The organism is Pseudomonas sp. LJDD11 (genome assembly GCF_024584215.1).
Classification (GTDB): Bacteria; Pseudomonadota; Gammaproteobacteria; order Pseudomonadales; family Pseudomonadaceae; genus Aquipseudomonas.
This window is the reverse complement of sequence record NZ_JANJFL010000001.1, coordinates 262,858-284,616: the sequence shown is the minus strand read 5'-3', so window position 1 is coordinate 284,616 and position 21,759 is coordinate 262,858. Positions and strand designations below refer to the sequence as shown.

The following is a 21,759-nucleotide window of genomic DNA, read 5'->3' as shown; positions in this document are numbered from 1 at the left end:
CGGTCCGGCGCACAACGCTGCGCGCGCCCGACCAGTCATTTGCACAACACCTGCACCTGACGGCCCAGATACAGGCGCAACAGGTCGTGGGTGCGATACGGGTCACAACCGGTCAGTTCGGCAATTTTGTCCAGCCGATAACGCAGGCTGTTGCGATGAATGCCCAGCGCTTCGGCACACACCTGGCTTTCTCCGCTGTGCTCGAACCAGCGATCCAGGGTGTCGAGCAACGCCGGTTGTTCGTGCAAGGGCGCGACCGTCTCTGCAATGCCCTGCGCCAGCCAGTCCTGCCGATGACGCCAGAACAGCAACGGCAGGCGCAGACTCTGCAACGGTAACAGCCGCTGGGTCGGACGAATCTGGCTGGCATAATCGAGCGACTCGTGCAGCGCGGCGCAGGCCTGGCGCAAGTCGGCCAGGTCCGGCGACAACTCGGCATAGGCCAGGCGCTGGATCGGCCAATCCTGCTCCAGCCAGTGGCCAAACCCAGGATCACGCTCTGCCGGATGGCAGCAGTACAACAAGGTTGGCTCGCGCAGGCAGCACCAGCTGTGTGGGTAGCGGGCATGGAGCCGGGCGATCAACGGGTGGTGCAGCTCCAGCGGCTCACTCAGTTGCAGCAGCAGCGCCTGACGCGGCAGTTGCGGCTGCAGGCCCAACTGGCGGGCTTCGTCCACCAGGCTGTCAGGGCAGTCGCCCCATAACAGCCGGGCCAGCAATTGCTCGCTGCGTTGTTGACGCCATTGCCGGTCGCTCTGCTGGCGGCGCTGCTCCATCAGCATTTCGGCGGTCATTTTCACCAACTCGCCGTAGACCCGGACCCGCTCCGGGTCACCCGTGATGCCCAATACCCCGACCAATTGATGGTCGAGCATCAGCGGTAGATTAACGCCCGGCTTCACCCCACCCAGGCGGCTGGCCGCGTCGCTGTCGATTTCCACCGTCTGGCGGCTGGCCAGAACTTGTTGCGCGCCTTCATGGCGGGTACTGATGCGCTCGGGGTCACCACTGCCAATGATGATGCCCAGATAATCCATGACATTGACGTTATGCGGCAAAATCGCCATGGCCCGGTCGACAATGTCTTGGGCCAGGGCGCGATCAAGGGCGAACATGGCAGACTCCAGAATGGCACCTACCAGAACGGCACCAAGGGGGGTAGATACATTTTGTTGAATTTATTTCTGCCAATGAGTGTGCCTGAAACTGGAGCCCTGCGCGAAGGGCGTGGCACAGTCGCGGTTGCACACCGCCCTGTTGAAGGTTGCCTGCCTTGATCCACTCTCACCTGCCCATTGTGCTTTGCGCCCTGGCGCTGCAGGCTTGCGCCTCCCGGCCCGACGAGCCGCCGGCGACCGGCTTCGACAGCTACCGCCAGCAGACCCTGCAACTGATCGAAAACCACCGGGTGTTCCAGACCGCCGACCGCACCGCCGAGCTGAACTGGAACGCTCCGCAACAGTGGCGCCCGAACGGCACACCCAAAGGCGGTGTGCTGCTGGTTCATGGCCTGGGCGATTCACCCTGGTCGTTCCACGACATTGGCCGCACCCTGGCCGATCAGGGCTACATCGTGCGCACGGTGCTGCTGCCCGGCCACGGCACCCGCCCGCAAGACATGCTGGACGTCACCCTGGCGCAATGGCAGCAGGTGGTCCGCGAGCAGGCCGCGCAATTGTCGCGGGAGGTGCCCAAGGTGTACCTGGGCGGCTTCTCCACCGGCGCCAACCTGGTCCTGGACTACGCCTACCAACACGACGACATCGCAGGGCTGTTGCTGTTTTCTCCGGCGTTTCGCTCTGACAGCGCCTATGTGTGGGTGACGCCGTGGATCAGTTGGGTACGGCCGTGGCTGGCAGAACCCGACGACGGGGTACGACCGATGCAGACCCCGGTGCGTTACCTGAATGTGCCCACCAATGGCTTTGCCCAGTTCCATTACAGCAGCGTGCTGGCTCGCCAGCGTCTGGAGCAAAAGCCGTACGGCAAGCCGGTGTTCATGGTCATCACCGAACACGACTCAGTGCTCGACACCCGGTATGTGCTCGACAGTTTCAACCAGCGCTTCACCCATCCGGGCAGTCGCCTGGTGTGGTACGGGACAAGCCCGCAAGCCGCGCCGCAAAACCCACGGGTACTGGCGCGCAACGACTATTTGCCGGAACTGCACATCAGCCAGTTTTCTCACATGGGCCTGCTGTTTTCCCCCGACAACCCGCTCTACGGCCCGCAGGGCAGCCAGCGCATCTGCTGGAATGGTCAGCCACTGCCGGACATGGCCCGCTGTATGGCGGGCGAGCCGGTGTGGTATTCGGACTGGGGCTATCAAGAACCGGGCAAGGTCCACGCACGTTTGACGTTCAACCCGTACTACCAGTGGCAGTCGCAGGTGATGCTCGATGTGCTCGGCCAATAGGCTCGCTACTCCAGCGGCACCAGCCGCTCACGACTGTTGCTCAGGTGGGTCCACATCGCTGCGCGGGCGGCATCCGGATCCTTGCGGCGAATCGCACTGAGCAACGCTTCGTGCTCCAGGTTGGCCAGATAACCGTGAGGCACCAGCTTGTTGCCGGCACGCTCACTGCTGGCAATCCGGGTGCGCGGGATGATCGCACTGCCCAGATGCTGCATGATTTCGATGAAGTAAGGGTTGCCGGTGGCCTCGGCAATCAGCATATGAAAGCGCTTGTCGGCCTCGACGCAACTGTCGTCCTTGGCCAGTAGGTCCTGATAATCATCCAGCGCCTGGCGCATCGCCGCCAGTTGCTCATCGGTACGGCGCAATGCCGCCAGCGCCACGGCCTGGGTCTCAAGGCCAATGCGCAGCTCGATGATGTCACGCACCCGTGAGGCGGTTTCGACCTTCAGGCGCAGACCGGTCTGGTCTTCACGCTCCAGCACAAAAGTGCCCTTGCCCTGATGGGTAACCACCAGGCCTGAGGCCTGCAGCTTGGAAATCGCCTCGCGGACCACGGTGCGACTGACCCCGTGTTCGCGGACGATTTCGTTCTCCGATGGCAGCTTGTGCCCCGGCGGAATCTTGCCGAGCAGGATGCGCTGGCTCAACTCGGTGACCAGATCGGTGGCCAGACTGTGTTGCCGGCGCTTGGGCGCGGTCGCGTGGTTTTCTTGCATTAAGCCATCCAGACACGGGTTGTACTTTTTCCGGCGTAAGCGACCGGGCGAACACGTCGATTACTTCAGTTTTGCACGCAGTAATCGGGCGGATGATACCACCGGGCCGTGGTCGGTGGTCGCCAACACGCCAAACTGAACTTGTTCAACTTGTTAGACAAGTTACCGGCAACGTGTTTTTCCGACATTCCACAGCCTGAATTTTTTGTTATCCGGCGAAATTTTTATCAGCGCCTAAAACCCGCAAAAATACTGATAAAAACCAATAATTCACATACAAAAACCAGAAAAACACCTAAAACCCACTCATCACGATCAACAGATTCCGTTCACGACAGTGCTTGCGCGGCAAATTGCAGCTTGTATGATGACCGACAAAGCAGGCGACGACTTGCTCCAAACCCGCATAAAAATAACGAGTGGGAGAAAACTCAAGTGAGTACATCCAATCCCGGTGTGACCAGTGGCCTGGATCCGGTTCTGCAATCGGCCATATCCAAAGTCAAACGCCACGTGCTGCCGCTTTTCGTGATCATGTTCATCGTCAATTACATTGACCGGGTGAACATTGGCTTCGTGCGTTCGCACATGGAAACCGACCTGGGCATCGGCGCTGCCGCCTACGGTTTTGGTGCTGGCTTGTTCTTCATCGGCTACGCGCTGTTCGAAGTACCCTCTAACATGCTTCTGCAAAAAGTCGGCGCCCGTGTGTGGCTGACCCGCATCATGCTCACCTGGGGCATCATTGCCGCGTGCATGGCCTTCATCCAGAACGAAACCCACTTCTACATCCTGCGTTTCTTGCTGGGCGTGGCCGAGGCCGGCTTTTTCCCCGGCGTGATTTATTACTTCACCCGCTGGCTGCCGGGCGCCGAACGTGGCAAGGCGATTGCCATTTTCCTTAGCGGTTCGGCCATTGCATCACTGATTTCCGGCCCGCTGGCCGGCCTGCTGTTGCAGATCAACGGCCTTGGCATGAAAGGCTGGCAGTGGATGTATTTCATCGAGGGCATGTTCTCGGTGGTGCTGTGCTTCTTCGTCTGGTTCTGGCTGGACTCCAAACCACACGACGCCAAATGGCTGAGCCGTGAAGAACAGGATGCACTGGTGGGTGCCATTGACGCCGAGCAGAAAGCCCGCGAAGCCGCCACGCCCATCAAGCCGTCGCTGGGCCAGTTGCTCAAAGACAGCCAGATCGTGCTGTTCTGCCTGATCTACTTCCTGATCCAGCTGACCATCTACGCCGCGACCTTCTGGCTGCCGAGCATCATCAAGAAGATGGGCAGCCTCACCGACTTCGAGGTCGGGATGTTCAACTCGCTGCCATGGCTGCTGTCGATCGTCGGCATGTACGTCTTCGCCACCCTGGCCGGTAAATGGAAACGCCAGCAGGCCTGGGTGGCGGCCGCACTGCTGATCGCGGCAGCCGGCATGTTCATGTCCACCACCGGCGGGCCGATCTTCGCCTTCGTCGCCATCTGTTTTGCAGCGCTGGGCTTCAAGTCGGCATCGTCGCTGTTCTGGCCAATCCCGCAGGCGTATCTGGATGCCCGTATCGCCGCTGCGGTGATCGCGCTGATCAACTCGGTGGGCAACCTGGGCGGTTTCGTGGCACCGACCACCTTCGGCATTCTGGAACAGCAAACCGGCTCGATCCAGGGCGGGCTGTACGCCCTGACCTTCACCTCGATCCTGGCTGCCGTCATCGTATTCGCCGCCCGCAGCACACCCAAGCCCGGCGCCACGCCAGTGGCTGAAATCAAGCCCTCGGCCAGTCACTGACTGGCCTGCGCCACCCCGCACACCGACAAGAAACAGAGGACCCGACCATGACTCAGCAGACCTCCGGCAAAACCCCAGTCATCACCAGCCTGCAAGTGGTGCCCGTGGCCGGCCATGACGACATGCTGCTCAACCTGAGCGGTGCCCATGGCCCGTACTTCACCCGCAACATCCTGATTCTCAAGGACAGCGCCGGCAACACCGGCGTGGGTGAAGTGCCCGGTGGTGAAGCCATTCGCCAGACCCTGGAAGATGCCCGCAGCCTGCTGGTGGGCAATGGCATCGGCACCTATCAGAAGATGCTCAACGACGTGCGCAAGGCCTTCGCCGAACGCGACGCGGGCGGCCGCGGCCTGCAGACCTTCGACCTGCGCATCACCATCCATGCCGTGACGGCACTGGAAGCCGCGCTGCTCGACCTGCTCGGCCAGCACCTGGAAGTGCCGGTCGCCGCCCTGTTGGGTGAAGGCCAGCAACGCGATGCGGTGGAAATGCTCGGTTATCTGTTCTATGTCGGTGATCAGGATCAGACCAACCTGCCCTACCGCCGTGAGCAAGACGCCGACAACGAGTGGTTTCGCGTGCGTCACGAAAAGGCCCTGACCCCTGAAGCGGTGGTGCGCCTGGCCGAAGCCGCCCACGCCCGCTATGGCTTCAAGGACTTCAAGCTCAAGGGCGGCGTGTTGCGCGGCGACGAGGAAATCGAAGCCGTTACCGCGCTGGCCGAACGCTTTCCTGATGCGCGCATCACCCTGGACCCGAACGGCGCCTGGTCACTCAAAGAAGCCATCCGCCTGTGCCGCGACCAGCACCATGTACTGGCCTACGCCGAAGACCCATGCGGCGCGGAAAACGGCTACTCCGGCCGCGAAGTGATGGCCGAGTTCCGCCGTGCCACGGGCCTGCGCACCGCCACCAACATGATCGCCACTGACTGGCGCCAGATGGGCCACACCATCCAGTTGCAATCGGTGGACATCCCGCTGGCCGACCCGCATTTCTGGACCATGCAAGGCTCGGTACGGGTCGCGCAGATGTGCCACGAATGGGGCCTGACCTGGGGCTCGCATTCCAACAACCACTTCGACATCTCGCTGGCCATGTTCACCCATGTCGGCGCGGCGGCCCCTGGTGAAATCACCGCGTTGGACACTCACTGGATCTGGCAGGACGGCCAGCGCCTGACCAAAGAGCCGTTCAAGATCGAAGGCGGCAAGGTCGCGGTACCGAACAAACCGGGCCTGGGCGTCGAGCTGGACATGGACCAACTGCAAAAAGCCCATGAGCTGTACAAAAACATGGGCCTGGGCGCCCGCGACGACGCGGCCGCCATGCAGTTCCTGATTCCGGGCTGGACGTTCAACAACAAACAGCCTTGTCTGGTGCGTTGATCGACATCGTTATCCTGTAAAACCCCTGGCCACACCGCTGGCAACCGGCGCACAACCCCCTTGTGCGCCGTTTTTTATTGCTCGGCAGGCCGGGCTCTTAAATCCAATACTGTTCGGTTAGGCGCTGTATACCTCTGTGGGAGCTACCCTGGTATGGGCGGCACTCCGACGAAGAGGCCTTTAAAGTTACAGCAACGGCTGCGAATGCACCGCCGTCTTCGCGAGCAAGCTCGCTCCCACCCTGGCTCCCACCCTCGCTCCCACCGGGGGCATAAAACACCTGATTGAACCGCCGTCTCCTTAAATCCCATCATGAAGATGGCTAAAGATTTTGTGAAATCCATTCACTGTCTTCCCCCGACCGACCGCCCTAGAATAATTATCGATTATTTATTCTTCTATCGCCCCTGCAAAACGGCTAGTCCCTGAACATCAGGAACCGGATTCAGGTTTGCGTCAGGCATCAGGACACCCGATCAAAATGAGTAACGCGCTGACATTTGCCATTAAAAGCACATGTTTCGACGAGCATTATCAACCGTCGGACAACACCCGCATCACCACTAACTTTGCCAACCTGGCGAGAGGCAACAGCCGCCGGGAGAACTTGCGCAACACCCTGCAGATGATCGACAACCGTTTCAATGCGCTGGCGCACCGGGATAATCCTGCCGGCGATCGTTATGCTGTGGGGCTTGAGATCATTTCCGTTGAATTGAACCTCGGCATTGAAGTCAGCCCACCTCTGCCGCTGATTGAAGTACTGAAAACGACCATCGTAGATCGGCATACTGGCGAGCGCATTGCAGGCATTACCGGCAATAACTTCTCCTCTTATGTTCGGGACTATGACTTCAGTGTCGTGCTACCGGAGCACAACAAACATCATCCCACCGCCAGCACACCCGATAACTTCGGCAGGTTGCACGGACAGTTATTCAAGTGTTTCATCAACTCGGACGCTTATAAGGAAAACTTCAACAAACCACCGGTCATCTGCCTGAGTGTATCAAGCAGCAGAACCTATCACCGAACTGAACACCAGCACCCGGTACTGGGTATTGAATATCAGCAAGATGCCTATTCGCTGACGGATGAATACTTCAACAAAATGGGCTTGCAGGTGCGCTATTTCATGCCACCGAACAGCGCCGCGCCGTTGGCGTTCTATTTCACCGGTGACTTGCTGGGCGACTACACCGATCTGGAACTGATCAGCACCATCAGCACCATGGATACCTTCCAGAAAATCTACCGGCCTGAAATCTACAACGCCAACTCGGCCGCCGGTCAACACTACCAGCCAAGCCTCAAGCATCAGGATTACTCGCTGACCCGCATCGTGTATGACCGCGAAGAACGCAGCCGGCTGGCGATCGAGCAAGGACGGTTTGCCGAGGAGCACTTCATCAGGCCCTACCAGGCCGTGCTTGAGAAGTGGTGCTCTCAATACACGCTTTGACTCGCCCCCCTCCCTGCCGTTGAATAAAACAAGGTCATCCATCATGAAAAAGCTGCTCCCAACCTCAACCGCCGGCAGCCTGCCCAAACCCTCCTGGCTGGCCCAGCCCGAGACACTTTGGTCGCCCTGGAAACTACAGGGTGATGAACTGAGCGAGGCCAAACAGGATGCCTTGCGCTTGTCGCTGCATGAGCAACAACAGGCCGGTATCGATATCGTCAGCGATGGCGAGCAAACCCGCCAACACTTCGTCACCACCTTTATCGAGCACCTCAGCGGTGTCGATTTCGAGAAGCGCGAGACGGTCAGAATCCGTGACCGTTATGACGCCAGCGTCCCCACGGTGATCGGTGCAGTGGAGCGGCAAAAGCCGGTGTTTGTCGAAGACGCCAGGTTCCTGCGCCAGCAAACCCGCCAGCCGATCAAATGGGCGCTGCCAGGCCCGATGACCATGATCGATACGCTTTATGACAACCACTATAAAAGCCGGGAAAAGCTGGCCTGGGAATTCGCCAAAATTCTCAACCAGGAAGCCCGGGAACTGGAAGCGGCGGGGGTGGATATCATCCAGTTCGATGAGCCCGCCTTTAATGTGTTCTTTGACGAAGTTAATGACTGGGGCGTGGCCACTCTGGAGCGGGCCATTGAGGGCCTCAAGTGTGAAACAGCGGTGCATATCTGCTATGGCTACGGCATCAAAGCCAATACCGACTGGAAAAAGACCCTGGGCTCGGAATGGCGCCAATACGAAGAGGCTTTCCCCAAGCTGCAAAAGTCCACTATCGATATCGTCTCGCTTGAATGCCACAACTCCAGGGTTCCCACGGATCTGATTGAACTGATTCGTGGCAAGAAGGTGATGGTCGGTGCCATCGATGTGGCCAACCATGCGATCGAACCCCCCGAAGCAGTCGCCGACACCCTGCGCAAGGCCCTGCAGTTTGTGGACCCCGACAAACTCTACCCGTGCACCAACTGCGGCATGGCTCCGCTGCCCCGCCAGGTTGCCCGAGGCAAGCTGCAAGCGTTGAGTGCCGGCGCAGAGCTTGTTCGAAAAGAACTGTCCGGCCTGTACTGAACTGCATCCGGACACGATGTCGGGTTGCAGCCTTTATGAAAGACGAAGCAGCGATCACGGCTTAACTCACTGCTCCCATTGTAGTTCTGCTCATGATCGATTTGAGACACCTGCGTACCCTTGATGCGCTGCGCGAAACCAACAGCATGCACAAAGCCGCCGAGCGCCTGCACCTGACCCAGTCAGCCCTGTCGCATCAGTTCAGGGAGATGCAAGAGCGCATTGGCGTGCCGCTGTTCGTGCGCAAGTCCAGGCCGGTGCGCTTCACCAGCGCCGGCCTTAAGCTGCTGCAACTGGCGGACCAGGTTCTGCCGTTGATCCGCACCACCGAGCGCGACCTGGCACGGCTGGCCGGAGGCACGGCCGGGCGGCTGCACATCGCGATTGAGTGCCACAGTTGTTACCAATGGCTGATGCCCTGCGTGGATGAGTTCCGCAGTGTCTGGCCGGAGGTTGAACTGGACCTGGCCTCGGGGTTTTCGTTTGCGCCGTTGCCGGCGCTGGAACGCGGCGATCTCGACCTGGTGGTGACCTCCGACCCGATAACCCTGCCCGGGATTACCTACGTGCCGCTGTTCGGCTACGAAGCCCTGCTGGCCATCGACAAGCACCATACCCTGCGCGAAAAGACCCATCTGGAACCTGACGACATCGCCAGCCAGACCCTGATTACCTACCCGGTCGAACGCCACCGTCTGGATATCTTTACCCGCTTCCTTGATCCGGCCGACGTCGAGCCCGCCCAAGTACGAACCTCAGAGCTGACCGTGATGATGATGCAGCTGGTTGCCAGCGGACGCGGTGTTTGCTGCCTGCCGAACTGGGCGGTACACGAGTACACCTCACGCGGTTATGTGATCGCCAAACGGCTGGGCAAGAAGGGCTTGCAGGCCAGTCTGTTTGCAGCCGTGCGCAGCGACATGCTCGAAGTGCCTTACGTGCGCGATTTTTTGCTCACCGCCAAAGATATTTCGTTTGCGACGCTGGAGGGGGTCAATGCGGTGCCGGAAGCTCGCAGTGCCCCCTGATCGAAACCCGTCTGACCATTGTGTGGCAATGACCCAAGCGCTGTATGACGAAAACCAGAGTGATCTGTATCTATCAGCAAAGCGACCTGATCGTTACTGTGCAGCTCCCCCTGCATGAATGAGGTTGTCATGGAACTGAGTGCTATCGATTTTGGCACCACCGACTGGTCACGCATCGAAGCTACCGCACACCCGGGAGAAACCGGCACGGCGTACTGGCGCACCTGCCAGTTCGGCAGCGTCCGGGTCCGGATGGTCGAATACACAGCCAATTACCTGGCCGACCACTGGTGCAGCAAAGGGCATATCCTGCTGTGCCTTGAAGGTCAGTTGGAAACCGAACTGGAGGATGGCCGCACCTTCACCCTGTTGCCGGGCATGAGCTATCAGGTCGGCGACAATGCAGAAGCACACCGCTCTTCCACCACTGCCGGTGCCCGACTCTTCATCGTCGACTGAGCCAACGGGGGTTCAGACGGGTATTTCTAGCGATCCCTGAACCCGCCTCGCTGGTTGCAGAAGCTCTGGGCATAGATGATCAACATTGACGCCATGCACGGCAGCGCCGCATTGGGCTTTGGCATCAAGATGCAGACGCCTGGCCTTTAACGGGCGGCATAACCATTCAACACAGAAAACTCACACCGACGTCAAACGCGCCAGTTGCTCGGCTGTCGGAAAGCCCAACGTGCGGTAGCGCTCGGGATAGCCCTGTTCCAGCGCCAGCCATTCACTCAACTGCGCTTCGACATCATGCCAGGCGACGACTTTGGCGTTGGGTTCACCGTCCGCGACCGGCTCGACCAGTGCAACCCGATCAGTCTTGGGCAACAGGCTGGGTACGCCTTGGGTCCAACTGCACAGGGAGATGGTCTGGCCATCATCGGGCAGTTCGAAGATCTGGTAAGAGGCGACAAACACATCGTTGTGGGTCTATTGGCAGCGCTCTGCCAGGGTTGCCGGTCCGTTGCAGGGCTGGCCGGTTCAGCGGGCATGTCGACTTCCTGGATCATCGTCTATCTATAAAAAGACGAGTGAAACGCCCGCTCGCCGCCTACCGCCTGTCGATTTTCAGTGTTTCAGTACCTCCAGCCCCATCTGCCAGAAGTCCGCTTCCAGCCGCGAGGCGGTGGCAAAGATGCCGGTCAATTGAGCAAAACGCTGCTCGGTCATGCTCCGCGCCGCCAATTGATCGAGGTGACGGCGGGCATCAGCCGCGACCTGCTGATAACCCTGGCTGGCGTATTCACCGATCCAGTCGACATACGGATGCTCGCCCAACGCGTCGACACCCTGAGGCGCCAGGGCGCGGCCGATTTCTGCGTAGCCAATCACGCATGGCGCCAGGGCGACGTGCAGTTCCAGCAAGTCACCGGCGGCGCCGCAGTCGAGTACGTAACGGGTATAGGCCACGGTCGCCTGATGCTCGGGGGCGGCGTCCATAACCTGGCGGCTGATGCCCCAGCGGTCGCACAGGCGCACGTGCAGCTCGGTCTCGTTGAGAATCGCCGCCAGCCCGGCCTGGGCCGCACGAATGTCGTCGATGCTGCGGCTTTTATAAGCGGCCAGCGCCCAGGCGCGGGCGAACTGGATCAGGAACAGGTAATCCTGAATCAGGTACTGGCGAAAGGCAGCCTGGGGCAAGGTGCCGGCGCCCAGTTGCTGGACGAAGGCGTGTTCCACGTAGCTGCGCCATTCGGTGCAAGCCGCGGTTTTCAGGCGGGCGAAGATATCCATGGTTCAAGCCTCGGTGGCGTAAGCAGCGTCGAAGAATTCACGCTCCAGGCGCACCGCGCGCAGGAAGAAATCCCGGGTGACGGTTTGCTCGGCGGGACCGACGCGGTCCAGTTCGCTGCGCAGGAATGCGACGAAATCGCGGAAAAACGGGTTGTCGTGCAGGGTGATCCACTCAGCATGCACAAAGCGCGGCGGCAACGGTTGTTGTGCCCTGCTCGCCCAGTCCAGATACGACCACTCGGCGACGTTGAGCACCGCCAGCGCCGCCGCATAAGAACGGGTCGCCGCCGCTTCGCGCATGATTGCCTTGAAGCCCGCCGTGGCCGGCGCATCAGGCGGGTCCTGGCGCTGCGGTTCGGTGATGCCGAGGGCTTCGAAGCAGCGCAGGAAGTAGGTGTTTTCCTCACCCGAAATCATCCCGGCAAAACGCCCCAGCCGCAGGCGCGACTCGAAGTTGTCAGCCGTGGCAATGGCGGCACCGAGCAGGGTCAGGAAGCTGTCGAGAAAGCGATGGTCCTGGATCAGGTAACGACCCATGACCTGATCGTCGAGGGTGCCGCTGCACAGTTGCTGGACAAAGCGATGCTGCACAGTGGCAGACCAGTCAGGTTCGCTCTGTTGGCGCAGGGTTTCGGTAAAGCGCTCGCTCATGGTGCTGGGCTCTCTGTGAAGATGGAAACACTGAGGCCGGCGTAAAGGCAGGAGTTGATGGGCGGCTGGCAGACTCGTGAAAAGCCCGCGCTCCGGCGCATCGGACCATCCCTTCGCCGGCATGATCCGGATCAGGTTCGAAGGGTCATCGCACTGCATCAACGATTTCTCAGCCCGTGCCCGGGCTCCCCTTGGTGGTGAGCATCTATACAGGAGATGAGACTGGTTGTCATCCAGCTGGGCAAATGGCGTGGTTCATCTGCACTTGCGCGTACCGCAACGTAGCAGTTGGTAACGTCGCACCGCTCTATGGAACCGATCTGCCTGCCAGCACTTGGTGAACCGGGGCTCTCTCGAAACATGGCATGGTTATCGCTTTTCGAATAAAGACATTATTGTTGAACAATCAAGCCGTCCGCCGAGGTCCAGCATGTACAAGGATTACCCCGCCGCCTACCAGGTCAGCAAAGGCTCCGCGTTGCAGGTCGACAAGCCGTTTTATGAGCGCATTCGTGACAGCACAGGCAGCCGCACGCTGATCGAACAGTTCGAGGTGCCGATCCGCACCGGTCGCGCCTGGAAGGTGCCGGCCGGTCATGTGTTTCGCATCACCACCCCGGTCGGCCCGCAGGTCGGCGACTTCAACGTATGGAATGCCAACGACCCGCGCGAGCGGATGTGGGCGGCGCGTACCCGTCAGTTGCAGGGTGCCCATGTGAGCACCCATGACCGGCTGTGGTCGAACCTGCCGTTTCTGCGGCCGCTGGTGACCATCACCGACGACAGCCTGGCCGGTTACGGTATCGACGAACACGGCGGGCGCCTGCACGATCTGCTCGGCACCCGCTGCGACCCTTATGTGAACCGCATGCTGACCGGCGAAGACTTTCATCACCATTGCCACTCCAACCTGACCCGCGCTGTGCTGCCCCACGGCCTGACCGAATTCGACGTGCATGACGTGCTGAACATCTTCCAGTGCACCGGGCTGAACCATGACGACATGTACTTCATGAAAGCCTGCCCGGCGCAAAAAGGCGATTATCTGGAGTTGTTTGCCGAGATCGACCTGCTGTGCGCGCTGTCGACCTGTCCGGGTGGTGACCTGTCGCTACCGATGTGGGGCCCGGATGCCCAGGACCCGCTGAGCGTGTGCCGCCCGCTGGGGGTGGAGATCTATCGCCTGGACGCGGACTTGCTGGCAGGCTGGGAATCGCCAAAGCGCGCTGCCTATAACGGTAACCACGGCTTGCTGATTCCCAAGGCCGAGTGGGAAAAATAGCCTGTGGTCTGTCGCAACCCCGCAGGAGCAATGCCTATCGGTTAAGGGCGGTCATTGTGGGAGGCGCCGGCCGGCCCCTCCCACACGTCAGCATAAGGCAGGAAAAATCAAGTTATCCTCCTTAACTGATCGGCATTACCCCGTAGGAGCTGCTTCAGCAGCGAACAGCATTACAGTGTCCGCTTTCCCGACTGAAGCGGATCATCTCCCTGCCGGTCTACAGCAATGCCAGCACCCCATGCCTTCACCCAGGAACCCGCACCATGAACACTCCACTTTTAAACTGCGACATCGGCGAAAGCTTCGGCGCCTGGACCATGGGCCGTGACGCCGAGGCCATGCCGTGGATCGATTGCGCGAATATCGCTTGCGGTTTTCATGCCTCTGATCCTTCGACCATGCGCAAGACCGTGGCCCTGGCGCTGAGCCATGGGGTGACCATCGGCGCGCACCCGGCCTACCCTGACCTGGTCGGTTTCGGCCGCCGCTCGATGAGTTGCTCACCGCAGGAAATCGAAGACCTGTTGCTGTACCAGATCGGTGCGCTGGAAGGCATTTGCCGCGCTCAGGGTGGCCGGGTGCAGTACGTCAAACCCCACGGCGCGCTGTACAACGACATGATGCGTTCCGAGCCGCAATTGCGCGCGGTGTTCAAGGCGTTGGCCGGTTACGGTGGGGATCTGCGGCTGATGCTGATGGCCTCGCGCAACAACGACACGGCGTTGAACCTGAGCGCTGAGTACGGCGTGCCGCTGTGGTTTGAGGCGTTTGCCGACCGTGCCTATGATGCCGACGGGCACTTGGTGTCACGCAATCTGCCCGGTGCCGTCCATCACGAGGCAGAGAAAGTCATCGCTCAGGCCCTGACCCTGGCCCGTGGCGAGGCGCTGACCGCCAGTGACGGCAGCGCCTTGCAATTGCGGGTCGATACTCTGTGTGTGCATGGCGACAACGACAGCTCGATCAATGCCGTGCGGCGGATTCGCGAGGCCTTGCAGGCGCTGTCCTGACGCAACGGCTTACCAGAGCGCGATGTCGTAGGTCAGGTAGAGCCGATTGCTGTCGCGGCCACGAGAAAAGTCGGCGCGGTACACATAGTTGCGCAGCTTCACACCCAGGCCTTTGAAGCTGCCGTCGGGCACGGTGTAGGCCAGCTCGATATCGCGCTCCCACTCGGCCTGCCCGGCACTGCCGGACTTACCGTTATCACCGCTCAGGTAGCGGGTCATGAAGTTCAAGCCTTTGATGCCGGCAGCGCTGAAGTCGTAGGCATAGCTGAGCATCCAGGTTTTCTCATCCTCCTGGATGAACTTGCCGATGCCGACGTTACTGAACGAGTAGACGGTCGCGCCATTGACGAACGGCAGGCCGGCATCGCCGCTCAGTTTCTGATAGCCGGCCCCCACGGTGTGCCCGGAATGGCTGTAAGCCAACTGCCCGCTGTACAGGCGGTTATCGATCCGGCCCTTCCAGGCATGCCCGCTGTCACGGCTGTCGAACACCCGCAGATCAGTGTTCAGTGAGCCACCGGCCAGCGGCAACTGGTGCTGTACGCCGAAGAAATGCTGCTGGTAGAAATTCTCCAGCTCACCATGGAAGTAACTCAGCCGCCAGGCCTTGTCAGGGCTGTACTCGGCGCCCATGTAGCGAAACGCATCGGACTCAGCGCCGCTGTAGCCATCGGGTGTCAGCCCGTCACTGTTGGAGGAGTCGCGCAGTTTCTGGCGGTCGAGGTAGCCGGCGGTCAGCGTCAGGTTGTCGATATCACTGCTGACCACCTGCGCGCCTTGGTAGGTCTGTGGCAACAGCCGCGCATCGTTGTAGACCAGCACCGGGTTTTTAGGCAGCAAGGTGCCGTACTTGAGGGTGGTTTTCGCCAGCCGCGCCTTGGCCGTGGCGCCGAAGCTGGAAAACTCGTCGGCCGCGCGGCCATCGTCATGCACCGGCAGCAGGCCGGTGCCGCTGCGCCCGCGTCCGGAATCGAGCTTCATGCCCAGCAGGCCGATGGCATCCAGGCCGAAACCGACAGGGCCTTGGGTGAAACCGGATTGGTAATCGAGCAAAAAGCCCTGCGCCCATTCGGTTCGTTCGCTTTTGGCGGTGGCCGCAGCGCGGGCACTGAGGCCCTGTTCATCCCGAAAGTTTTCGTTGAAGTAGACGTTGCGCAGTTGCAACTTGAGTTTGCTGTCATCGACAAAGCCGGCGGCACCGGCCTGTGGCAAACCGGCAAACAGCAGGCCGCAAGCGGCCGCACGACTGATGAATCGGGTCATGATCAAAGTTCTCTTTTGTTGTTTTGGATGATCGAAAGCAAGCAGCCGGGCGCAGCGCAGTGCGCCCGGTTGGCCGGCTGGCTAGCCGGCGCTCAGACGAATAACGAGATCGCGCCGGTGAGCAACGCCAGCACGGTAATCACCAGCGAGGTGAGCACTGCCCACTTGACCGTGGCTTTCTGAAAGTCGCCGATATCGCGGTCGACCATGCCCACCAGCAGCAGGGTCGAAGCCACCAGCGGGCTCATCAGATGCACCGGCTGGCCCAGCACCGAAGCGCGGGCGATTTCCAGCGGCGAGATGCCATAGGCAGCTGCAGCGTTGGCCAGGATCGGCACCACGCCGAAGTAGTAGGCATCGTTGGACAGCACGAAGGTCAGCGGCATGCTGGTCAGCGCCACCACCAGCGGGAACCAGTGGCCCCAGGACGGCGGGATCCAGCTCACCAGGGTCTGGGCCATGGCATCGACCATCTTGGTGCCGGAGAAGATGCCGGCGAAGATACCGGCGGCGAACACCAGCAGCACCACGGTCATGGCATTGCCGGAGTGGGCCAGGATGCGCTCTTTTTGCTGGTCCAGTTTCGGGTAGTTGATCATCAATGCCGCGACAAAACCGACCATGAACAGGATCGCGGCATGCACCACGCCCATCACCAGGGCGACCATGACTGCAATCACCAGCACCAGATTGACGTAGGCCAGGCGCGGACGCTTGTGCGGGGTGTGTTCCAGGATGGCTTCGATGTAGCAGTTACCACCGCCGGACTCCAGGCGGATATTACCGATGCGTTTGCGTTCGGCGCGGCCCAGCAGGAATGCAGTGAACACCACCCACATGGCACCGCCGATCATGGTCGGCAACATCGGGATGAAGTACTCGGTGGCATCCAGACCCAGCGCCGCAATGGCACGGGTCGCCGGCCCGCCCCAAGGGCTCATGCCGCTCATGATGCTCAGCGACAGCATCGAGATGGTGGCAAGAATCATCGGGTTCATGCCGATGCGCTTGTACAACGGCAGCATGGCTGCGCAGGTAATCATGTAGGTGGTGGTGCCATCGCCGTCCAGCGCGACCAGCAGCGACAGCAAGGCGGTGCCGATGGCGATTTTCTGCGGGTCGCCATTGACGCGCTTGAGAATCTTGCGGATCAGCGGGTCGAACAATCCAGCATCGATCATCAGACCGAAAAACAGAATGGCGAACAACAGCAAGGCGGCCGAAGGGGCAACCATTTTCAGGCCGTCGAGCATCATCTTGCCGGTGGTCGGGGCAAAGCCACCGATGACGGCAAAGACAATGGGTACCAGGGTCAGGGCGACGATGGGCGAAAGCCGTTTACTCATGATCAGGTAGGTAAAAACCACGACCATGGCCAAGCCAAGTAATGCGAGCATGTTGTGTTCTCTTTTTTTTATCTCGGGGCGCCCAATACGAAGCCGCACGCCCTCCCTGCCCGCCTGGCGCTATCATGCGCCAGGGGGGGTGCTACGTTAAAGTCACTGGAAAACTGACGATCAGTTACGGTGTGGCGGGGTGTCTTTGGCCCATTGCACGGCAGGCTCTGGAGCCGGCGCCGGTGTGCCATTCAAGGCTCGCTGCAGGGTCTGCCGGTCACAGGCGCCTTCAGACAGGGAAATCACCACCGTGGCCACCGCGTTACTGGCCAGGCTGGTCAAGGCCCGCGCCTCGGACATGAAACGGTCGATGCCGATCAGCAGTGCCAGGCCCGCCAGCGGAATGTCATGGATGACGGTCAGGGTCGAGGCCAGGGCGACAAAGCCGCTGCCTGTCACACCGGCCGCGCCTTTGGACGACAGCAGCATGATCGCCAGCATGGTCAGTGTCTGGCCGACAGTCAGGTCGATATTGCAGGCCTGGGCAATGAACACCGCCGCCAGTGACAGGTAGATGGCCGTGCCGTCGAGGTTGAACGAGTAACCGGTGGGCAGCACCAGCCCTACCACGCCCTTCTTGCAGCCCAGCGCCTGGAGTTTTTCCAGCATGCGCGGCAGCACCGGCTCCGTGGACGAGGTGCCCAATACCACCAGAAACTCTTCGCGGAAGTAGCGCAGCAGTTTCCACAGGCTGAAACCATGCAGGCGGCACAGGCTGCCGAGCACCACCAGCACAAAGAAGGCGCAGGCGATGTACAGGGTCATGATCAGTTTGGCCAGTGACCCCAGCGAGGTGATGCCGTACTGGCCAACCGTAAAGGCCAGCGCGCCGAAGGCACCGACCGGGGCGAAGCGCATCAGGTAACCGAAGATCTTGAACACCATCTGCGACGCTGACTCCAGCACATCCAGCACCGGGCGGCCTTTATCACCCAGCGCCGACAGGGCAAAGCCACTGAGCACGGCGATGAACAGCACCGGCAGTACCTCTCCCTTGCTGAACGCGCCAATGAACGTGTCCGGGATGATGTGCATGAAAAAGTCGACAACGCTGAGTTTGGCCGCCGAAGCCGTGTACTGGCTGAGGCCTTCAGTGCTCAAGGTCGAAGGGTCGATGTTCATGCCGACACCCGGCTTGAACAGGTAAACCGCTACCAGACCGATGACCAGGCTGATCACGGTCAGGACCAGAAACAGCAGCAAGGTCTTGCTCATCAGCCGGCCGAGCGAGCGCTTGTCGGTCATTCCGGCGATGCCGGTGACGATGGTGCAGAACACCACCGGCGCGATCATCATCTTGATCAGCTTGATGAAGGCATCACCCAACGGCTTGAGGGCCACGGCCTGTTGCGCCCAGAGGTGGCCGACCAGTACGCCGAGGATGACGGCGCAGATGATCTGGAAGTACAGCGATTTGATGAGTCTCATGAGGCATCACCCATTGTTGAAATTGTGCGGATGCGCTTGGGCTAAACAGGCTGGCAGGATCAACCGGCCAGTCGTTGGGCGTTTGCAACGTAAACGAAACCGGAAAACAGCCGGCGTGCGGTGCGCACCACCGAAGCCTGCAACGTACCGTCAGGACCACTGCGGCTCAGCGCCACGTCGATAGCCCCGCTTGGGTGCTCCAGACGAACCTCGGTCAGTTGCAGCACCGATTCACCCAGCAACCTGGCCGCTACGCTGTCAGGGCTGACGCAGGCAGTCGCCAGGCCGATGGAACCGGTGATGGCCAGCGCACGATGGCAGTTGTGCGGCATGAAGTAGCGCACCTGCAGGGTACCGCCGTGTTGCGGGCGGGAGATCAGCACCGGCTTGGGAATCACCTTGTCGCTGACATCGCCCAGCCCCATCGCCAGCCCAGCCTGGCGACGCAGGCTTTCCAGGCGTTGCAGCAGCTCGCTGTCAGCATCCAGTTGCGCAGGCGTTTCGGCGCCGGTCTTGCCCAGGCTGGCCGCCTCGACCAGCATCATTGGCATGGCCATGTCGATGCAGGTCACCTCAATGCCGTCAAACACATCGCGCACCTGGCCGGTAGGAAACAGCTGGCCAGTCTTGCTGCCCACCGCATCGAGAAAGGTCACATGGATGGGCGCGGCGCTGCCGGGCACGCCGTCGATGGTCGCATCGCCCTCGTAGTTGACGACGCCGTCGGGCGTATCCACCAGCGAAGTGACCAGGGTGTCGGTGTTGAGGTTGCGAATACGCACCAGGGTTTTGCCCTGCTGCGCCTTGACAAGCCCCTGCTCGATGGCGAACGGGCCGACGGCGCAGAGCATGTTGCCGCAGTTGGGCGCGGTGTCGACCCGGCGCTGGGCGACCATCACCTGGACAAACAGGTAGTCGACGTCGGCGTCAGGGTGCAGCGACGGGCTGACGATCGCCACCTTGCTGGTCTGCGGGCTGCCGCCGCCGATGCCGTCGATTTCCAGCTCGTGGCCGGAACCCATCAGGTTGATCAACATTTCGTCGCGCTCTTCGACCTTCGCGGGCAGGTCCCAGGCATGAAAGACCGGTCCTTTGGAGGTACCGCCGCGCATGAGCACACAGGGAATTCGTTGCATGACTACTGACTCTTGTGGATCAATCGGTGTTATTGATGTTCTGGAAACAAGAGTGACAGGCCGGGAAAAATCAATCCAATGCAAAGATCGTAGCTATTATTGCGTCAGCGTTATCAATAAAAATAACTCGCCCAGCGGAGCATCGCCGTGGAATATGAGCTTCAAGACATTAGATCTTTCGTGAAAATCGCCGAACTTGGCAGTTTCCATGAGGCTGCCGACGCCTTGCACGTCTCGCAGCCGGCCTTGACCCGGCGCATCAAGAAACTTGAGGAAGGCTTGGGCACGCCGTTGCTCGAACGCACCACCCGACGCGTGAGCCTGACCACCGTGGGTCGTGATTTCCTGCCCAAGGCGCGGCGCTTGCTTGATGATCTGGAGGACTCGATCCTGAGCATCCGCGAGTTGGCTGAACGGCAGACCGGCCAGGTGACGCTGGCCTGTATTCCGACGGCGGCGTTTTACTTTTTGCCTTCGGTCATCCGCCTGTACAACGAGCAATACCCGAAGATTCGCATCCGCCTGCTCGACCTGAGCGCCAACGACGGCCTGGAAGCGGTGCTGCGTGGCGAGGCGGATTTCGGCATCAACATGATGAGCGGCCAGCACCCGGATATCGACTTCACCGCGCTGGTCAACGAGCCATTCGTGTTGGCCTGCCGCCGTGACCACGAACTGGCCCAGCGCCGCTCAGTGAGGTGGTCGGAGCTGAGCGATTACCGGCTGATTGGCGTCGGACGGCTCAGCGGCAACCGGATGATTCTCGACCATGCCCTGGCCGGGTTGAGCTGGCGGCCCAAGTGGTTTTACGAAGTGCAGCATTTATCGACGTCGCTTGGGCTTGTAGAAGCAGGCCTGGGCGTCTCGGTGATGCCCAGCCTGGCGATGCCGGCGGCCGATCACCCGACCCTGGTCAGCGTGCCGCTCGAAGAGCCGGTGGTGAACCGCTCGCTGGGGCTGGTCTACCGGCGTGGTGCGTCACTGTCGCCAGCGGCCGAGAAGTTCGTCGCCATGCTGCTGGAGAAATGGCCGCAGTAAGGTATCAATCCGGCGGCGCAAAACAATCGGTGATGGCTTGCCGGACCCGCTGCACCGCCAGGTCTGGCTGGGTCACGCTGCGCCAGCCCAGTTCGATCGGGTAACGCGGCAGCGCCAGCGGGCATGGCAACGCCAGCAGCCCGGTCATGTCGGCAATGCTTTGGGCGGCGTGGGCGGGAATGGTCGCCACCGCCTGCGTGCCGCGCAGCAGCCACGCCAGCGCCGCAAAATGAGTGGTCGAAACCCGCACCCGGCGCTGCAGGTTGTCAGCCGCCAGCGCTTCGTCGACGATGCCGATAAAGCCGCCGGACGACACCAGAATGTGCTCGCGCCGGACGAACTCATCCAGGCTCAGCCCATCGTTTTTAAGGCTGGCCCCGTCCACCAGGCAGCTATAGCCGCCCTCGCCGAGAATCTGCCGGCCCAGCAACCGGGCATTGAAACCGCCCGCAGTGATCGCCAGATCGATGCGCCGCTCAAGCAGGTCACTGGCGACGATCTGGCTATGGGTCTGACGAAAGATCAGCCGCAGTCCCGCTGCACGCTGCGCCACGGCGGCGATCAAGCGCTGGCCGTAAGCGATCTCGAAATCATCCGACAAACCCAGCGTCACGCTGCGGCCCTGCAAGTCACTGGCCTTCGGATCAAGCAGGGTCAGGCTTTGCCGACACTTGGCGAGTGCTTCGCCAATCAGCGCACGCAATTGATTGGCGCGCAAGGTCGGCGCCAGACCGCGCCCGGTGCGCACGAACAACGGATCGCCGTAGACGTCACGCAGACGCCGCAAGGCCGCGCTCACCGCCGATTGAGTCACGCCCAGGCGTAGCGCAGCGCGACTGGCGCTGCTTTCCTCGAACAGCGCTTCGAAAACTTTCAGCAGGTTCAGGTCAATCTGCTCGATATTCATCTGGTTCATATCACATAGAAATGAACCGCTATTT

21 protein-coding genes and 1 riboswitch are annotated in these 21,759 nt (G+C 60.8%); of the genes, 11 read left to right on the top strand and 10 right to left on the bottom strand.

Going from position 1 to position 21,759, the window contains the following annotated elements; genetic code table 11:
* Positions 1–35: 35 nt before the first annotated feature.
* Complete coding sequence (locus NRB16_RS01315; RefSeq protein WP_045492659.1) at positions 36–1,115, bottom strand: sugar diacid recognition domain-containing protein; 1,080 nt, start codon at positions 1,113–1,115, stop codon at positions 36–38.
* 158 nt (positions 1,116–1,273) lie between these two features.
* On the opposite strand from NRB16_RS01315, the gene NRB16_RS01310 reads away from it, so the two are divergent.
* The gene (locus NRB16_RS01310; protein ID WP_257105269.1) at positions 1,274–2,416 is read left to right on the top strand and encodes a carboxylesterase; all 1,143 of its coding nucleotides are present in this window, start codon (positions 1,274–1,276) and stop codon (positions 2,414–2,416) included.
* Positions 2,417–2,421: 5 nt separating this feature from the next.
* On the opposite strand, the gene NRB16_RS01305 is transcribed toward NRB16_RS01310, so the two are convergent.
* On the bottom strand, positions 2,422–3,135 hold the full coding sequence (locus NRB16_RS01305) for a FadR/GntR family transcriptional regulator (RefSeq protein WP_045492662.1): 714 nt from the start codon (positions 3,133–3,135) through the stop codon (positions 2,422–2,424).
* A 435-nt stretch (positions 3,136–3,570) separates the two neighbouring features.
* On the opposite strand from NRB16_RS01305, the gene NRB16_RS01300 reads away from it, so the two are divergent.
* The 6 genes from NRB16_RS01300 to NRB16_RS01275 all read left to right on the top strand — a co-directional run bounded on the left by NRB16_RS01300 (position 3,571) and on the right by NRB16_RS01275 (position 10,335).
* Positions 3,571–4,917, top strand: a complete 1,347-nt coding sequence (locus tag NRB16_RS01300; protein ID WP_045492664.1) for an MFS transporter — start codon at positions 3,571–3,573, stop codon at positions 4,915–4,917.
* Positions 4,918–4,964: 47 nt separating this feature from the next.
* Positions 4,965–6,308, top strand: a complete 1,344-nt coding sequence (gene gudD / locus NRB16_RS01295; protein WP_045492666.1) for a glucarate dehydratase — start codon at positions 4,965–4,967, stop codon at positions 6,306–6,308.
* Positions 6,309–6,789: 481 nt separating this feature from the next.
* Positions 6,790–7,770: a DUF1852 domain-containing protein gene (locus NRB16_RS01290; protein ID WP_257105268.1), complete on the top strand. Its 981-nt coding sequence runs from the start codon at positions 6,790–6,792 to the stop codon at positions 7,768–7,770.
* A gap of 43 nt (positions 7,771–7,813) precedes the next feature.
* Positions 7,814–8,848, top strand: coding sequence for a methionine synthase (locus NRB16_RS01285; RefSeq protein WP_257105267.1), 1,035 nt, complete (start codon positions 7,814–7,816; stop codon positions 8,846–8,848).
* A gap of 92 nt (positions 8,849–8,940) precedes the next feature.
* Positions 8,941–9,876 (top strand): LysR family transcriptional regulator, encoded by a 936-nt coding sequence (locus NRB16_RS01280; protein ID WP_257105266.1) that lies wholly within the window; start codon positions 8,941–8,943, stop codon positions 9,874–9,876.
* A gap of 129 nt (positions 9,877–10,005) precedes the next feature.
* Positions 10,006–10,335, top strand: a complete 330-nt coding sequence (locus NRB16_RS01275) for a DHCW motif cupin fold protein (protein ID WP_045492678.1) — start codon at positions 10,006–10,008, stop codon at positions 10,333–10,335.
* 180 nt (positions 10,336–10,515) lie between these two features.
* Here NRB16_RS01275 and NRB16_RS01270 read toward each other — a convergent pair whose 3' ends face one another.
* The 3 genes from NRB16_RS01270 to NRB16_RS01260 all read right to left on the bottom strand — a co-directional run bounded on the left by NRB16_RS01270 (position 10,516) and on the right by NRB16_RS01260 (position 12,264).
* The gene (locus NRB16_RS01270; RefSeq protein ID WP_257105265.1) at positions 10,516–10,797 is read right to left on the bottom strand and encodes a hypothetical protein; all 282 of its coding nucleotides are present in this window, start codon (positions 10,795–10,797) and stop codon (positions 10,516–10,518) included.
* A gap of 150 nt (positions 10,798–10,947) precedes the next feature.
* Positions 10,948–11,613, bottom strand: coding sequence for a thiaminase II (gene tenA / locus NRB16_RS01265; protein ID WP_045492690.1), 666 nt, complete (start codon positions 11,611–11,613; stop codon positions 10,948–10,950).
* A gap of 3 nt (positions 11,614–11,616) precedes the next feature.
* Positions 11,617–12,264: a TenA family protein gene (locus NRB16_RS01260; RefSeq protein ID WP_045492693.1), complete on the bottom strand. Its 648-nt coding sequence runs from the start codon at positions 12,262–12,264 to the stop codon at positions 11,617–11,619.
* Between the two features lie 91 nt (positions 12,265–12,355).
* A riboswitch (TPP riboswitch) is annotated at positions 12,356–12,466 on the bottom strand.
* Positions 12,467–12,694: 228 nt separating this feature from the next.
* Here NRB16_RS01260 and NRB16_RS01255 point away from each other — a divergent pair.
* Together NRB16_RS01255 and NRB16_RS01250 are read left to right on the top strand one after the other, a co-directional pair.
* A complete protein-coding gene (locus tag NRB16_RS01255) occupies positions 12,695–13,546 on the top strand; it encodes a DUF1989 domain-containing protein (RefSeq protein WP_045492695.1) in 852 nt (283 codons plus the stop codon).
* Between the two features lie 263 nt (positions 13,547–13,809).
* Positions 13,810–14,556: a 5-oxoprolinase subunit PxpA gene (locus tag NRB16_RS01250; RefSeq protein WP_257105264.1), complete on the top strand. Its 747-nt coding sequence runs from the start codon at positions 13,810–13,812 to the stop codon at positions 14,554–14,556.
* A 9-nt stretch (positions 14,557–14,565) separates the two neighbouring features.
* Here the strand turns inward: NRB16_RS01250 and NRB16_RS01245 are convergent, their stop codons facing one another.
* The 4 genes from NRB16_RS01245 to NRB16_RS01230 all read right to left on the bottom strand — a co-directional run bounded on the left by NRB16_RS01245 (position 14,566) and on the right by NRB16_RS01230 (position 19,780).
* The gene (locus NRB16_RS01245) at positions 14,566–15,819 is read right to left on the bottom strand and encodes an OprD family porin (protein ID WP_045492701.1); all 1,254 of its coding nucleotides are present in this window, start codon (positions 15,817–15,819) and stop codon (positions 14,566–14,568) included.
* A gap of 92 nt (positions 15,820–15,911) precedes the next feature.
* Positions 15,912–17,216, bottom strand: a complete 1,305-nt coding sequence (locus NRB16_RS01240; RefSeq protein WP_045492706.1) for a CitMHS family transporter — start codon at positions 17,214–17,216, stop codon at positions 15,912–15,914.
* A 120-nt stretch (positions 17,217–17,336) separates the two neighbouring features.
* Positions 17,337–18,644, bottom strand: a complete 1,308-nt coding sequence (locus tag NRB16_RS01235; RefSeq protein WP_253111531.1) for a dicarboxylate/amino acid:cation symporter — start codon at positions 18,642–18,644, stop codon at positions 17,337–17,339.
* A gap of 59 nt (positions 18,645–18,703) precedes the next feature.
* Positions 18,704–19,780: a 4-oxalomesaconate tautomerase gene (locus tag NRB16_RS01230; RefSeq protein WP_045492711.1), complete on the bottom strand. Its 1,077-nt coding sequence runs from the start codon at positions 19,778–19,780 to the stop codon at positions 18,704–18,706.
* Here NRB16_RS01230 and NRB16_RS01225 point away from each other — a divergent pair.
* The gene (locus tag NRB16_RS01225) at positions 19,779–19,964 is read left to right on the top strand and encodes a hypothetical protein (RefSeq protein ID WP_253111873.1); all 186 of its coding nucleotides are present in this window, start codon (positions 19,779–19,781) and stop codon (positions 19,962–19,964) included. The two genes, NRB16_RS01230 and NRB16_RS01225, sit on opposite strands and share 2 nt — an antisense overlap.
* Entirely contained in the window at positions 19,928–20,818 is an 891-nt protein-coding gene (locus NRB16_RS01220) for a LysR family transcriptional regulator (protein ID WP_045492714.1), read from the top strand. Before NRB16_RS01225 ends, NRB16_RS01220 begins: the two co-directional genes overlap by 37 nt.
* Before the next feature lie 4 nt (positions 20,819–20,822).
* Here NRB16_RS01220 and NRB16_RS01215 read toward each other — a convergent pair whose 3' ends face one another.
* The gene (locus tag NRB16_RS01215; protein ID WP_253141104.1) at positions 20,823–21,734 is read right to left on the bottom strand and encodes a LysR family transcriptional regulator; all 912 of its coding nucleotides are present in this window, start codon (positions 21,732–21,734) and stop codon (positions 20,823–20,825) included.
* Between the last annotated feature and the right edge of the window lie 25 nt (positions 21,735–21,759).

What these genes read in the sequence shown, in the direction of transcription:
- NRB16_RS01215 (WP_253141104.1), bottom strand. Translation starts at nt 21,734, where the DNA reads ATGAACCAGATGAATATCGAGCAGATTGACCTGAACCTGCTGAAAGTT.
- NRB16_RS01235 (WP_253111531.1), bottom strand. Translation starts at nt 18,644, where the DNA reads ATGAGACTCATCAAATCGCTGTACTTCCAGATCATCTGCGCCGTCATC.
- NRB16_RS01250 (WP_257105264.1), top strand. Translation starts at nt 13,810, where the DNA reads ATGAACACTCCACTTTTAAACTGCGACATCGGCGAAAGCTTCGGCGCC.
- tenA (WP_045492690.1), bottom strand. Translation starts at nt 11,613, where the DNA reads ATGGATATCTTCGCCCGCCTGAAAACCGCGGCTTGCACCGAATGGCGC.
- NRB16_RS01305 (WP_045492662.1), bottom strand. Translation starts at nt 3,135, where the DNA reads ATGCAAGAAAACCACGCGACCGCGCCCAAGCGCCGGCAACACAGTCTG.
- NRB16_RS01245 (WP_045492701.1), bottom strand. Translation starts at nt 15,819, where the DNA reads ATGACCCGATTCATCAGTCGTGCGGCCGCTTGCGGCCTGCTGTTTGCC.
- NRB16_RS01275 (WP_045492678.1), top strand. Translation starts at nt 10,006, where the DNA reads ATGGAACTGAGTGCTATCGATTTTGGCACCACCGACTGGTCACGCATC.
- NRB16_RS01290 (WP_257105268.1), top strand. Translation starts at nt 6,790, where the DNA reads ATGAGTAACGCGCTGACATTTGCCATTAAAAGCACATGTTTCGACGAG.
- NRB16_RS01260 (WP_045492693.1), bottom strand. Translation starts at nt 12,264, where the DNA reads ATGAGCGAGCGCTTTACCGAAACCCTGCGCCAACAGAGCGAACCTGAC.
- gudD (WP_045492666.1), top strand. Translation starts at nt 4,965, where the DNA reads ATGACTCAGCAGACCTCCGGCAAAACCCCAGTCATCACCAGCCTGCAA.
- NRB16_RS01280 (WP_257105266.1), top strand. Translation starts at nt 8,941, where the DNA reads ATGATCGATTTGAGACACCTGCGTACCCTTGATGCGCTGCGCGAAACC.
- NRB16_RS01285 (WP_257105267.1), top strand. Translation starts at nt 7,814, where the DNA reads ATGAAAAAGCTGCTCCCAACCTCAACCGCCGGCAGCCTGCCCAAACCC.
- NRB16_RS01230 (WP_045492711.1), bottom strand. Translation starts at nt 19,780, where the DNA reads ATGCAACGAATTCCCTGTGTGCTCATGCGCGGCGGTACCTCCAAAGGA.
- NRB16_RS01315 (WP_045492659.1), bottom strand. Translation starts at nt 1,115, where the DNA reads ATGTTCGCCCTTGATCGCGCCCTGGCCCAAGACATTGTCGACCGGGCC.
- NRB16_RS01255 (WP_045492695.1), top strand. Translation starts at nt 12,695, where the DNA reads ATGTACAAGGATTACCCCGCCGCCTACCAGGTCAGCAAAGGCTCCGCG.
- NRB16_RS01225 (WP_253111873.1), top strand. Translation starts at nt 19,779, where the DNA reads ATGACTACTGACTCTTGTGGATCAATCGGTGTTATTGATGTTCTGGAA.
- NRB16_RS01240 (WP_045492706.1), bottom strand. Translation starts at nt 17,216, where the DNA reads ATGCTCGCATTACTTGGCTTGGCCATGGTCGTGGTTTTTACCTACCTG.